7 protein-coding genes, 1 tRNA gene and 1 riboswitch are annotated in these 14,151 nt (G+C 49.1%); of the genes, 6 read left to right on the top strand and 2 right to left on the bottom strand.

All coding sequences use genetic code 11. The features are described 5' to 3' along the window. Nucleotides 1-4: 4 nt before the first annotated feature. Nucleotides 5-1,330: a glycerate kinase type-2 family protein gene (locus EPO18_RS02100; RefSeq protein ID WP_292429854.1), complete on the top strand. Its 1,326-nt coding sequence runs from the start codon at nucleotides 5-7 to the stop codon at nucleotides 1,328-1,330. A 28-nt stretch (nucleotides 1,331-1,358) separates the two neighbouring features. Continuing rightward, on the top strand, nucleotides 1,359-2,612 hold the full coding sequence (glyA, locus tag EPO18_RS02095; RefSeq protein ID WP_292429850.1) for a serine hydroxymethyltransferase: 1,254 nt from the start codon (nucleotides 1,359-1,361) through the stop codon (nucleotides 2,610-2,612). A gap of 302 nt (nucleotides 2,613-2,914) precedes the next feature. On the opposite strand, the gene EPO18_RS02090 is transcribed toward glyA, so the two are convergent. Continuing rightward, entirely contained in the window at nucleotides 2,915-3,622 is a 708-nt protein-coding gene (locus EPO18_RS02090; RefSeq protein ID WP_292429847.1) for a VPLPA-CTERM sorting domain-containing protein, read from the bottom strand. A gap of 98 nt (nucleotides 3,623-3,720) precedes the next feature. After that, a riboswitch (cyclic di-GMP riboswitch) is annotated at nucleotides 3,721-3,815 on the bottom strand. A 407-nt stretch (nucleotides 3,816-4,222) separates the two neighbouring features. Here EPO18_RS02090 and EPO18_RS02085 point away from each other — a divergent pair. From EPO18_RS02085 to EPO18_RS02070, 4 genes are all read left to right on the top strand, one after another. Next, nucleotides 4,223-5,896, top strand: coding sequence for a formate--tetrahydrofolate ligase (locus EPO18_RS02085; protein WP_292429844.1), 1,674 nt, complete (start codon nucleotides 4,223-4,225; stop codon nucleotides 5,894-5,896). Nucleotides 5,897-6,419: 523 nt separating this feature from the next. Next, nucleotides 6,420-7,229 (top strand): spermine/spermidine synthase domain-containing protein, encoded by an 810-nt coding sequence (locus EPO18_RS02080; RefSeq protein ID WP_292429841.1) that lies wholly within the window; start codon nucleotides 6,420-6,422, stop codon nucleotides 7,227-7,229. Continuing rightward, nucleotides 7,229-9,418 carry a YgiQ family radical SAM protein gene (locus EPO18_RS02075; protein WP_292429839.1) on the top strand — a complete coding sequence of 730 codons (2,190 nt, stop codon included), beginning with the start codon at nucleotides 7,229-7,231 and terminating at the stop codon, nucleotides 9,416-9,418. Before EPO18_RS02080 ends, EPO18_RS02075 begins: the two co-directional genes overlap by 1 nt. 37 nt (nucleotides 9,419-9,455) lie before the next feature. Further along, nucleotides 9,456-9,531 (top strand) — tRNA-Thr (locus EPO18_RS02070). A 76-nt stretch (nucleotides 9,532-9,607) separates the two neighbouring features. On the opposite strand, the gene EPO18_RS02065 is transcribed toward EPO18_RS02070, so the two are convergent. Next, complete coding sequence (locus EPO18_RS02065; protein ID WP_292429837.1) at nucleotides 9,608-13,918, bottom strand: NACHT domain-containing protein; 4,311 nt, start codon at nucleotides 13,916-13,918, stop codon at nucleotides 9,608-9,610. Nucleotides 13,919-14,151 lie beyond the last annotated feature (233 nt).

Here is a 14,151-nt window from a genome sequence, read left to right as displayed (position 1 = left end):
TGACATGAGCGATCTAGAAGATCAAGCCGGCTTGGCATCAATAAGACAAGATGCTCTTAGCATTTTTCAGGCAGGCATAGCGGCGGCTGATCCTTACCAAGCCGTAAAACACTATCTTGCCCCCACGCTCTTTGGCAATTGTTCAAAAGTTCATCTTATCGCTTTCGGCAAAGCCGCCTGCGCAATGGCAAAGGCGGCTCAAGAAATCATTCCTGCCGGAATGCTGGCGAGCAGAGGCTTAGCCGTCACCAATTATGAGAATGTAACCCGCATCGACAATATCGATGTGATTGGCGCATCGCATCCGTTGCCCGATGAAACAGGCCTTAAAGCTGCGCACATCATTGCGGATCGTATGAAAAATACGCAAAAAAATGAACTGGTACTGGTATTGGTGAGCGGCGGCGGCTCGGCGCTGATCCCCTACCCTGCCGACCAAATTACCTTGCAGGAAAAGATTGCCGCTACCGATCTGCTGTTAGCCTCCGGAGCGACCATCAACCAAATTAACTGTGTACGCAAGCATTTATCGCGACTAAAAGGCGGTGGCTTAGCCCGAATGGCTGTGCCTGCCCATTTGCATGCGCTTATTTTATCCGATGTATTAGGCGATGATCTAAGTACTATTGCCAGCGGCCCTACCATTGCTGACAACACCACTTTCGCCGATGCCGTCGAGATTCTTAAAGCCAAAGGCGTTTGGGATCAGGCACCGATCAATGTTCGGCAGTATCTGGAACAGGGCAAACTGGGCATTATTGCCGAAACGCCAAAGCCGGGCGACGACGCGTTTAAGCATAATGAACATACCCTGATCGGCAGCAATGCGATCAGCGTTAACGCAATGCTGCAAGCCGCTCAGAATCAGAGCTACGAGATAAAACTGTACAGCAATCGTTTATGCGGAGAAGCCAGAGAGGAAGCTGAAAAATTGGTTATTCACGCCAAAGCGCTTACGATAAGCAAACCCACAGCCCTGTTGGCGGGCGGTGAAACCACAGTCACATTAAAAGGTAATGGACGCGGCGGCCGTAATCAGGAAATGGCGCTGGCTTTTGCGATTGCCGCCAAACAACACGGCCTAACCGGCAACTGGGTATTTCTTAGCGGCGGCACCGATGGCCGCGATGGCCCTACCGACGCGGCGGGTGGCCTTGTTGACCGATATACCATAGAACGCATGGCTCAAGCTGGCGTAAATCCGATCAATCTGCTTGAGAATAACGATTCCTATACTGCTTTAAAAACGTCTAACGACTTAGTGAATACCGGCGCGACAGGCACCAATGTCGCCGATCTGCAAATATTGCTGATACAGCCCGCATCTTAAATAACAAATATTAATTCAGGAGAACACCATGTTTAAAAAGTCCATGACCATCAAAGGCTTCGATGATGAATTGTTTCAGGCAATCGAAGAAGAACGTCAACGCCAGGAAGATCATATCGAACTGATCGCCTCTGAAAACTACGCCAGCCCACGAGTTTTGGAAGCGCAAGGCACGCAATTAACCAATAAATATGCCGAAGGCTATCCGGGCAAGCGTTACTACGGCGGTTGCGAGTTTGTCGATAAAGTCGAGCAATTAGCCATCGACCGCGCAAAAGAACTGTTCGGCGCCGATTACGCTAACGTACAACCGCATTCAGGCTCACAAGCTAACATGGCGGTATTCATGGCTTTAGTTCAACCCGGCGACACCATATTGGGTTTGAGCCTTGCCGATGGCGGCCATTTAACTCACGGCGCTAAACCCAATTTCTCGGGCAAAATCTACAACGCAGTACAATACGGCCTTCACCCTGAAACCGGTGAAATCGATTATGCGCAAGTTGAAGCCCTGGCACTGGAACACAAACCTAAAGTGATTGTCGCTGGCTTTTCGGCTTACTCACGCATCTGGGATTGGCAACGATTCCGCAACATCGCGGATAAAGTGGGCGCTTACCTGTTTGTCGATATGGCGCACGTCGCCGGTTTGGTTGCGGCAGGTTTATACCCTAACCCCGTGCCTATTGCCGACGTGGTTACCAGCACCACGCATAAATCCTTGCGCGGCCCACGCGGCGGTTTGATTTTGTGCAAGAGCAACCCGGAATTGGAGAAAAAATTCGACTCCAACATCTTCCCCGGCATCCAGGGCGGCCCGTTGATGCATGTGATTGCGGCCAAAGCCGTTGCGTTTAAAGAAGCCATGCAACCGGAGTTCCGCGTTTACCAGCAACAGGTCATCAAAAACGCCCAAGCCATGGCCGCAGTGTTTATGAAACGCGGCTTTGACGTGGTTTCCGGCGGCACCGACGATCATTTAATGCTGGTTTCGCTGATTGCCAAAGGAATCACCGGCAAAGCGGCTGACGCGGCCCTAGGCAAAGCACATATCACCGTTAACAAAAATGCCGTGCCTAACGACCCGCAATCGCCATTCGTGACCAGCGGCATTCGCGTTGGTACGCCAGCGCCAACCACACGCGGCTTTAAGGAAGCGGAAATGACTGAAATCGCCAATATGATGTGCGACGTGATGGAAAATATGGAAGACGAAAATGTGCTTGCTGCAGTACGCGAGAAAGTCAGCAATCTATGTGCGCGATTTCCGGTTTATAGTTAATGGGTAGATCGGGCACCCAAAGTAGGCGCTTTATTAATGTATGGACAGGAAATGATCCAGTCATTTCTCTGCATTTCCCACATCCCTGTGGGTCATGCAGGAGGTACGACCCCACGGATGGGGGAGGTAGAGCAACGCAAGGAGCGGTTGCCGAGAGCAATGCAGGAGCAATTGCCGAGACGACTGCTTTTCGTTGCTCGATATTTTAGCTGACGATGAAACACAGCGGGCAACCCCAAAATCCGCGCTGTTATTAAAACATAGGAATGTCGGACATAAACAGCATGCCCGCCCTACGAAACTTATGTAGCCAATGATTTACGACGGTTCAAGCTCGATACCGCCATCAAACCAATCCCCAACATCCATGCTGCAGCAGGAAGCGGCACCTCGGAAACATTAATAACAGGAGGAGGCGTGATACCGTTGCCACCACCGAAATAACCGCTGGTTATAGCGCTGCCGTCGATTATGAAACCGGCCACATGGGCGGCAAACCAAGCATTGCCTTGACCGGCATTACCTGAGGAAGCCGCAGCATAGCTGCTCGCCGTATCGCCAGCCACGCCAGTAATCCAGAACTCCAGCGGATTAAATCGCGTCACTCCGCTTCCAGCGGTGGCGCCAAAAAACTTGCCGAAGCCATCGAATTGATTAGGCGGATTTGGTACATTTCCAGACCATCCGGATGGCCCAACGATGTTCGCGTCTAAAAGCGTCGGCGCACCAACTGCCTGATTAAATCCGAATGCCTGAATGCCATAACTGGTATGTGTACCGAAGTTGAAAACTCCGTCAAGAATATTAACGGTAAATTTAACAGCGTTCGTGTCAGTACCGAAAGCCAGACCATCCTCGATCTTAACCGTGAGATAATTCACACCGTCACTCAACACAGAATCCACATTGGATTGATTCAGCGTATAAATTAAAGTAGACGCCTGGACTTCACCAGCCAACAGACTGCTCATTGCACCAGCCAATGCCAGCATTTTAAAAGTTGATTTCATAGTAATTCTCATCATAGTTATGTTTCCAAAACAAACAGTGATGCCCGCAGCACCGAATTCTTTCCAGATCTCTGTGCCCGACCCTCTCCATCACTTAGAAAGGCAACCCGACTATCTATAAACATCTCAACCCGATATTTGAGATTCGTGGCTTTCCGACCTCTGCCTCACGGCAGAGTTGGCTAATCGGAGTCTACAGCACCTAAATGACATTTCGATGTCAATTATTTTAATGGGCAATGAAACATGAAATAGACTCGATATAACCCTCATTCCCTACTACAATACCGCTCAGTTAGAAAAGATAACTTTCTCTTCTGGAGGGAGATGAATAAAAAAGAGATTTTTGAGATCCCTTTATAAACTTTAGAAATCATTAGACCATTGCTTACCGGCAATGGTTTAAAAAACGGTATCCAAATAGATACCCTGAAACTAGAAGTAACCCCATGACTATAAAAATAGCAATAGCACACCCTCCTCTTGACTGAGGAAGAGGTTGAATGCGCGCTGAAAAAAGCCAAAAATTTAGTGCTAAGAAACTGTTTTTTAAAAGTTTAATCTGCTAGAAATATCCATATTACAAGTTAGGAAACATTAATGTCCGATATAGAAATCGCACAAAAAGCCAGTATGAAGCCCATTATAGGTCTGACTAAAGAACAATTCGGCATTGATGCTGAACACCTTGACCCTATCGGTCATTATAAAGCTAAACTATCTCTGGAATACGTCAACAGCCTGTCCGATAAACAAGACGGCAAACTGATTCTGGTTACCGCGATCAGCCCTACCCCGGCCGGTGAGGGCAAGACCACGACTACGGTGGGCCTCGGCGATGCGATGAACCGCATCGGCAAAAAAACCATGATGTGCCTGCGCGAACCGTCATTAGGCCCGTGCTTTGGGGTAAAAGGCGGCGCGGCGGGCGGCGGTTACTCGCAAGTGGTGCCGATGGAAGACATCAACCTGCATTTTACCGGCGACTTTCACGCGATCGGCGTGGCGCATAACCTGCTGTCGGCGTTGATCGACAACCATATCAATCACGGCAACGAGTTGGACATCGACCCACGACGTATCCAATGGAAACGCGTTGTCGATATGAACGATCGCGCCCTGCGTCACATCGTGGTCGGCATGGGCGGCCCGGCCAACGGCTATATGCGTGAAGACGGTTACGACATCGTGGTCGCCTCCGAAGTCATGGCGATTTTATGCCTGGCGACCAGCCGGGGCGACCTTAAAGAACGGCTGGGCCGCATCGTGATAGGCTACAAATCCGACAAAGTAACGCCGGTTTACGCCAGCGATCTGAACGCTCAAGGCTCGATGGCGGCCTTGCTAAAAGACGCGATAAAACCCAATCTGGTGCAAACATTGGAAAACAACATCGCGATTATTCACGGCGGACCGTTTGCCAATATCGCTCACGGCTGCAACACCGTAACCGCCACCAAAACTGCGTTGAAACTGGCTGATTATGTAGTAACCGAAGCGGGTTTCGGGGCCGATTTGGGCGCTGAAAAATTTATAGATATTAAATGCCGCATGGCCGGACTCAAACCGTCTGCCATAGTGTTGGTCGCTACCGTAAGAGCGCTTAAATTCCACGGCGGCGTGATTAAAGAAGAATTGAACCAGGAGAATCTGACTGCCTTGGAGCAAGGCTTTGCAAATCTTGAGCGTCATTACCACAACATTACCCAACATTACGGCCTACCTTGTGTAGTGTGCGTTAATCATTTCACATTCGATACCGATGCGGAAATCGCCTTGCTACAACAAAAATGCGCAGCCCTGGGCGCAAAGTGCGTAGTCTCCAAGCATTGGGCGGAAGGCGGCGCGGGTGCTGAGGAACTGGCCGAGGTAGTCAGCGATATTGTTGATCATCGCGAGCCGGGATTTAAATTCGTTTACGATGAAAACTTAAGCCTCTGGGAAAAAATCGAAGCCATTGCCACCAAGCTATATGGAGCAGCAAACGTCACTGCCAGTCCCAAAGTGAAAGCGCAGTTGTCTGCATGGAATGCAGATTACGGCAAGTTCCCTATTTGTATGGCAAAAACCCAAATGTCGTTTTCAACCAACCCCAATTCCAAAGGCGCGCCTTCCGGGCATGTCATTGAAATAAGGGATGTTCGTCTGGCAAACGGCGCTGGTTTTATTGTAGCGATTGCCGGAGACATGATGACGATGCCAGGCTTACCTAAAGTGCCTGCTGCGGAAAGAATTGATATTGATAATAACGGTAAAATCACCGGCTTATTCTAAGCGCATAGGGGCTCAATATATTGAGCCCCTATCTATTTTTCTTTGACAGACCCAAAAATTCGGCTCGTTACACGCAGTGATAAGGAGTTGTTCGGACCTATTCCATTCTCATTCTGACCTCTGTGAGTGACAGTCTATTCGGAGTTCAAAGCTAGCTTTGAACCTAGAAAAATCAGTTAGCCACAGATTTACACAAATAAACGCCGATAATACATTGAGTTATGCAAGACTAGCGGTTCACCCAACGGGTGCCGCAAAGAACTCATGTAACTCATTGTTCACCTGTGTAAATCCGTGTCCATTCGTGGCTCAACTGCTATTTTCAGGTTGAACGGTTTATTGTACAAGGCAAGCCTTGTACTCCGGCATGGACACGAAGTATACCAAGGTAAGCTTCCTGTCCCCGGCAATTGTGTTTACCTCCCGCCGCTCGCTGAATCGTCAGCAAGAGCCGATCGGCACACCAGCTAACCCTTATCTCCTATATAATATTTAGCCACTCTTTTAACAACCTACCGCGTTTATGTATAGATATGAAGGCAGGATTATCCACGAAAGCCACGATGATGACGGCATTTTGGAAGTCGTCGAGTGCGATGGCGTAAGATCGCTGCACTTTGGCTCATTCCCCCGGCAAAGCAGCATGCTGCTGGCCGAGCCGGACAAACTGTACCTGAATTATGTGCGGGCCATGACCAGCTGGATGTTATTCAAACCCACGCTTGATGACGAGGCATTAATCATCGGCTTGGGCGGCGGTTCATTAACTAAGCATCTACTGCATCATTTCCCGGACTGCCGCTTAAAAGTCATTGAATACAGGGAAAGCGTAGTTAAAATTGCACGCAGTCATTTCGGCCTACCCCTAGACCCGCGCCTTAAAGTTATTGTCGATGACGGCGCAAAATATGTACGCCAACGAACAGAAAGCCAAAGCGAACAATACAGTCTAATGTTTATCGATGCGTTCGATCATGAAGGCATGGCGCCATCTATTTCTAATCATGCATTTTTCGACGCCTGCAAAATGCTATTAAAAAAAGACGGCATGTTAATCATCAATCTTTGGGGCGGTACCGGCAACTCTCTATTCAAACAAGTCGCTCTGTGGCTGGGCCGCACTTTCGATTGGAGAATTTTGTTTCTTCCGGTCAAGGGCCGGGGCAATATTATCGGCCTAGCTTTTAATGAGAATGCCCCGATCCATTCCATGAAAGATTTGAGAACCAGGGCTATCATTCTTGAACAGCTCTACCAGATCGAATTTATCTCTTATTTAAAAGATATAGCCAAACACAATTCCAGCGTCATCAACAACTCGATACAGAAATAATGTCTACCGCCTTACAAACTGAACCCAACCTTTTCAGCTACCGCTTATACTGGGCGCACCGCTTTGGCATTGCCCCTGTTTTGCCGATGAGCAAAGCTGAAATGGACGAACTCGGCTGGGATGCCTGCGATGTAATTCTGGTAACCGGAGATGCCTATATCGACCACCCGAGCTTCGGCATGGCGCTGATTGGAAGACTGCTTGAAGCGCAAGGATTCAGGGTCGGCATCATCTCCCAGCCCGACTGGACCAGCGCCACGGATTTCATGAAACTCGGTCGTCCGAACCTGTTTTTCGGCGTGACCGGCGGCAATATGGATTCTATGGTCAATCGTTACACTTCGGATAAAAAAATCCGCTCCAACGATGCCTACACCCCGAACGGCGCGGCCGGCAAACGCCCTGACCGTGCCGTCAATGTCTACTCGCACCGCTGCCGCGAAGCTTATAAAGATGTACCGATTATTATTGGCGGCATCGAAGCCAGTTTACGGCGCATTGCGCATTATGATTACTGGTCGGATAAGGTCAGGAAATCGGTACTACTGGATTCCAAAGCCGACCTGCTGGTTTACGGCAATGCCGAGCGCCAGATTGTCGAAATCGCCCATCGCTTGGCGAGCGGCGAAGCTATATCGGATCTGAAAGGTATTCGCGGCACCGTGCACTTTGTCAAACAAATACCGGAAGGCTTTGCGGTTAAAGACTCCACCGATATTGATCATCCGGGAGCGGTTATACCGCCGCAAAACCCTTATCAAGAAGCGCCGGCTTGCGATAAAAAACCTGCCGATAATACCGGCGAAAAAGTGATCTCGTTCCCAAGCTCCAGCTTGGGAACGCACAGGCAACTGATCAAAGATCAAAGAGCAAAAACCGTGATCCGTCTGCCTGCCTATGAAGACGTAAAAGACGACCCGATACTATACGCCCATGCCTCGCGAGTCATGCACGGCGAGACCAGTCCCGGCAACGCGCGCCCGTTGATTCAACTGCATGGAACTCGGCAAGTCTGGATTAACCCGCCTCCGATTCCGCTGACCACCAAAGAAATGGACGGCGTGTTCGACCTGCCCTACTCCCGCGTACCGCATAACGAATACGGCAACGCCAACGTACCCGCCTTTGAAATGATCCAGCATTCGGTTAACATCATGCGCGGCTGCTTCGGCGGCTGCACCTTCTGCTCGATCACCGAACATGAAGGACGGATTATCCAAAGCCGTTCGGAAGATTCAATCATCAAAGAAATCGAAGCCATCCGCGACACCTCGCCCGCTTTTACCGGCCATATTTCCGACCTGGGCGGCCCGACCGCCAACATGTACCGGCTGGCCTGCAAAGACCCGAAAATCGAGGCCGCCTGCCGCAAGCCGTCCTGCGTTTATCCCGGCATTTGTCCCAACCTGAACACCGACCATACCCCGCTGATTAAACTCTACCGTAGAGCCCGCGCTTTGCCCGGCATCAAAAAAATATTCATCGCGTCCGGCTTACGTTACGACTTGGCCGTGGAATCGCCGGAATACGTCAAGGAACTGGTTACCCATCACGTCGGCGGCTACCTTAAAATCGCCCCCGAACATACCGAACAAAGCGTGTTATCCAAAATGATGAAACCGGGCATGGGTACTTATGACCGGTTTAAAAGCATGTTCGACAAGTTTTCCAAGGAAGCCGGCAAAGAGCAATACCTGATCCCGTACTTTATCGCCGCGCATCCCGGCACGACCGACAAAGACATGCTCAGCCTGGCATTATGGTTAAAGCGCAACGGTTTCAGGGCCGATCAAGTGCAGGCCTTCCTGCCTTCGCCAATGTCAATTGCCACCGCGATGTACCACTCCGGCAAAGACACTCTGCATAAAGTCAGCCGCACCGTCGCCGACATCCCGATACCCAAAAGCGTCAAGCAGCGCCGCCTGCATAAAGCCTTCCTGCGCTATCACGACCCCAAAAACTGGCCGCTATTACGCGAAGCCTTAAAAGATATGGGCCGCAGCGATTTGATCGGCAACGGCAAGCAGCATTTGATTCCGAGCTTTCAGCCCAAAGGCACGATTGAAACGCCTGAAAAAATTCAACGCTTTAAAACCAAGCACACCGGACTGGACAACAACCGTTCTGAGAAAAGCAAGCCCCATCCGGCCAACAAAAACAAAGCAAAAAGAAAGCCCAAAAAGTACTAGCCAAGAAAAATTTGTTGTGTATAATACGCGCTTCTTCGCTGGTGTAGCTCAGTCGGTAGAGCAGCTGATTTGTAATCAGCCGGTCGCGGGTTCGATTCCCATCGCCAGCTCCATATATCAAAGGCCTAGGTGGAAACCACCTAGGCCTTTTTTATGCCCAGAAGGATGTGTATTTAGGTGTAAGTGCCATTATCTTTCTCGCGGATCAGAAAAATCGATACCGATAACTTCTACCCCATCGACGCCTTCTCGCAATTCAGCTTGTAATTCGACTGCACGAGCCTGAATACGCAGAACTAACTGTTCGAAGTTCAACTTTTCATTTGTTACAGGATCTTTCCAGCTACGTTTGGGATCAGTATTGCCGAGTACGTAAATGCCATGTCGAATAGTTGACGGCCTCAGATATTGACCCACCAATTGATTTTCAAGACGCTCCAAGAGCTTATCCAAACTCCAGTGCTTGAGGTTGGCAAGTTTAACCTCGATGGGTACAGAGTTGAGCTCTGGTCGATCAATTGTAATATCAGGTCGTTGCTCCAAATCTACTTCGTTCTCTTGGGTTACGACAAACCAATTCCGAGAGCGTTCGCGCAATTCCTGTGTAATAAATCCGCGAAGATCCTTTTCTAAATCGCCATCTCTAAGCTGTAGCCGGTTGGCAGCATTATCAGAACGTTCGATATGATCCTTGATGTCGTTGAGCAAGCGGTTAATTCTTCCGAATAATTGATAATCCGATCTCGGTTCGAAGCAATGTAGCGTCGTAAAAACTCTGATATCGCTCGCTTGCCAAGCAGTATCATCCGCTCTCAAGCCCTTACGGTTGTCTAGAAGATGCAACATCCAATCGCGTTCATTCTCTACAACCGGATCGTCCAATAAGATTCGAAGCACTATATCAGCTTCCGATCCTGAATGATTTTTTAATCTTTCCCATAAACCGGATCGTAAATCCTGGGCATGATCTCTCAATCCTGGCGAATAGGTTCCCTGATTAAACCGATCTATATCTTCTGAAGGCCTAATATACCGGCACACCAACGGAATAAACCGCAGCAACGCCGCCGGCTCGAGAGAAGACGATTGATCAGCTCCATAACGCACACCATAGTCATTAGCCATGGAAGCGCACAAGCGCAGCATCAATGCATCCGATTTCTTCGCTGAGAGTGTTTCAATCAGGTTTTCCAGATAATCTAGCGCTGCTAAGGCATTCAGTTGCAACCATATGTTCATCCAAGTGACCCACTGAGGCTGTTCACAGGAATACTGCCTGATGCGAATTTCGGCAAGTGTTTTGAGTTCATCGACGGCAGCGCAGCCGGGTCGCAAAATGGCCGACAATGCATATTCCAAGATCCTCGGATGAATAGGGTCTTTAGCACGTAAACAAGTCGAAATAACCTGAGTAACAGCTTCGACCGTATTATCCGGCCTAGCCAGTTTGGCGACTACATCATTAACATGCTCCAACTCCACTGGCAGATGCCACTCGCCATCCACGGCTACCCCCAACGATTTAGCGGCTTCGACTGGGCGTGATTCCACCAGAAATTGAAACCATTCGGGTAGACCGTTTAGTTCATTGCATGCGTAGCGAATCGCCAGATCAACTTCGTCCGCAGGCAACTGGGCAAAATCTAAACAACCTCCATGCCAAAGCGTTTGTAAACCGGCCAACCCAGCAACCACCCGATCATCTACAGCATGTTTGTCTGTTTTTTCATGTGGATATGGTGGAGCGAAAGTTTTCCAGACAACTGTACAACCTTGCTTGACCGACGCAACAACTGACTTGCTCCAGTCGTTCGTTAGACGCTCCCAATCTGAACCGCTGTATTGACTGCTATCTCTGTCTGCGACCTGTCTAGCAAAGTGACACAACGTGTTTGGATAGAATCCTTTTTGCAAATCGCCACGATGACGCCATAACCAAACCTTATCGTAAATTTTCCACTTAAATTGACTCAACCTGTAAAGACGATGATCCCACCAATATTTTTCCAACAATTTATTCCGGAATTGATAAAGCCATATTCTCATAACCGGAGCACGTAACCGGTTCCAGAAATTGCGGCGGCAGATCCTCAATAAGGTAAAGTTGCTCCCGGCATGCCGTAACAGCTGCCATGCCGATTTCACGAGCGAATCCTGATTATTCTGAAGTAAGTATGCTGCGGTTTCGAATGCTAAGCATCGGTCAGGCAAAGACAAATCGTTACCGGCCTCCGAAAGCAGCCAAGCCACATCGTCCTGTGAGATGGTAGTCGAATCATTGCGATAACCGGTAAGTTTAAAAATCTCCGGTTCCTTCCCATGCTTTTCCCTATATTTGCTAACGCGTCGCCAATATAGGCCACTCCTTAAAGCCACATTGCAGGACATTGCTTGTTTTATTAAATTGGCATCATGCTCTTTTTCTTTACGTAACAGATATGTGCTGCCATGACTGTGAGCTTGTTCGAGTACCAAAATAGCGGTTACCGCCAAATCAATTTCTTCATTGCTCGATTCAGGTATGGAAAGCAAGCGCTGGAGACAAATGGGTATCAGGTCGGTCAGCCAGATAAAGTGTTCTGATAGGTTGGTATGTTCCAGCAGAGGCGGTGATTTAACTAGCGCCAATATCCCTTCCAGCAGGTTTTTCGCATCGGCTGCCTTCAGTTCCTGTTCAAGTAATGGCCTGAGCCCATAGGAAAGATCAACTCCGTACTCTTTGATGGGCTGACTTTTCCGTATTAACTCCAACAATCCATCAACCCCAATCGCCTGCGGAAACAAAGCATCACATAAACAGCCTGTCAGCGTATTAGACATACCCGATTGACCGATGCACAATTGCCACAGTTGACGGCGATGTTGTGTATTGCCAATATCCCTAACTACCATGGCGGCGTATGTTTTTAAACTATCCGAACTAGTTGGCTCGGCAAACAGCTCAAGCGCTGCCGGAACGCAATCGAATAGTTTGCCGTCGCAAACGAGTAATAACAGATCGGCACGCAAACTCTCGCCTATATTCGAGTCCAATAGGTAGCGAGTGATATCGTCCTTTAACTCCTTATTGGCAAAACGCGCCAAAGCGGCTCGGTCCGCATTTAACCTAACCAAACGACGCCCTTGGTACCGCTCGATCAAAACACTCAACACTTGACGGCGATAGTCCAGCGGCAGTGATGCCGGATCACCGTGACGCAAATGGATTTCCGGTGCTGCTTCCAGCAACCATTGCCGTAGTCGTGACCTCCAAGGCTCATCGCCGGATTTCGCCAGCCAAGCCGCAACAGGCGCAAGAGTTGCGCGTAATGCGCGTTCACCGTCAATGCGTGCAAACAATAGCCCTTCCAATGCTTCTAGCCCACAGTTGTTAACCATCAAAGAGTCTATCCATGAGGCTGCCAGGAATTCCGTATGGTAGCGATGATGAAATGAAATTGCGCCATGGCTGGCTGCATCGAACAAGGCGCGATCAAGTAATGCTCTGCGCTGTTTGGCTGACCAGTTCTCCGGTAACACTGCGGCTGGCGAGATCATCGTTTTATCGGGCAATCCGCTGTCGTCGGCTATCCGTATTCTCAAATTCCGGCAAAATATCACCGCAGCCGCTAAATGTTCTGCGCCGAGACGGGCTTCTTTTGGTGTCAGCGGATCTTGCTTTTCCTTGTTTTCGACTTCAGCTAAAAGGCGCTGAATCATAAATTCCGATAGATCAGTCAGATTACTCAGTTGGCCTTTTTCATTCCAATATTCATACAAATGCCTGACATCCAGTGGTCGTCCCGCAAAAGCCAAAGCGTTATTCTCGTTTAGCGCATTGATGAATAGTTGCGGATTGCGGACACCTTGGGCTGCGGCAAATCGCTTTACCTGTTCAGCATCTAACGGCAGCAACGTTACGATCTTGATGGGTGGAGTTTCCGGTGTTTCGCCTTGTCTATCATTTGCCGAATCAGGCTTTCGGTAATTTTGCGGCTCGCCAAGCCGTTGAATGACGCCATGCTGATCGGTTTGCGGCCGCCATTCGCTGATCCGTGAACTTATAACAAAACGAGCGCGTATCATTGACGGACCGATAGCTTTTCTAACCCGGTCAAGGGCTGTAAAGAAATCGTTGTCTTGCTTCAATTTGGATTCGTCAACCGCATCCAGAAAGAATGTCGCATCGTAGGATTTGGATTTCCATTGGTCGAATCTGCGAGTTTCGTCATCGTCGAGAATGGCGGACACATCTTCATCGACCAGTCTATTCAATGGTAGAAAAAAATGAGTCGAACGGTGTTTTTGCTGTTGGGTGTGTAATTCCTGAGTTTTTCCGCTGCCGGGCTCACCCAAGATCACTACCAACCTGTGTTGCAACAACTCGTCCCAGGAAATGCCCTGCTGTAATCCATGAAAAGCGGCAAGGTAGCTACGTTCCGCTAATCGCTCAGGAGTTTCGGTGGGTGTATATTCCGTAAATCGGCGATCAAGTTCAATGTAATTGCCAATAGGGCTCATAAAATATCTGATGGAAAAACCGAGTTAAGTTGTGTATTTGATAGTTTGCTTAATTGATTGGTAGGCTGAATACAATGAAGTCAAACAAATTGCAGCCTGTCGCAAGTAAAATCTTCAAGAGTCATTCGCCCAGCTCACCGGCGTAACGCCAAACGTCATTATCCTATCCGCCGCCTAAACCAATCGACTCAACATGTGCCGAATCAGGGAAAATGCCGCTAGGGCTGCCATTA

This window comes from Methylobacter sp., assembly GCF_004322395.1.
Lineage (GTDB): Bacteria > Pseudomonadota > Gammaproteobacteria > Methylococcales > Methylomonadaceae > Methylobacter_A.
This window is presented reverse-complemented; position numbering and strand designations above follow the sequence as displayed.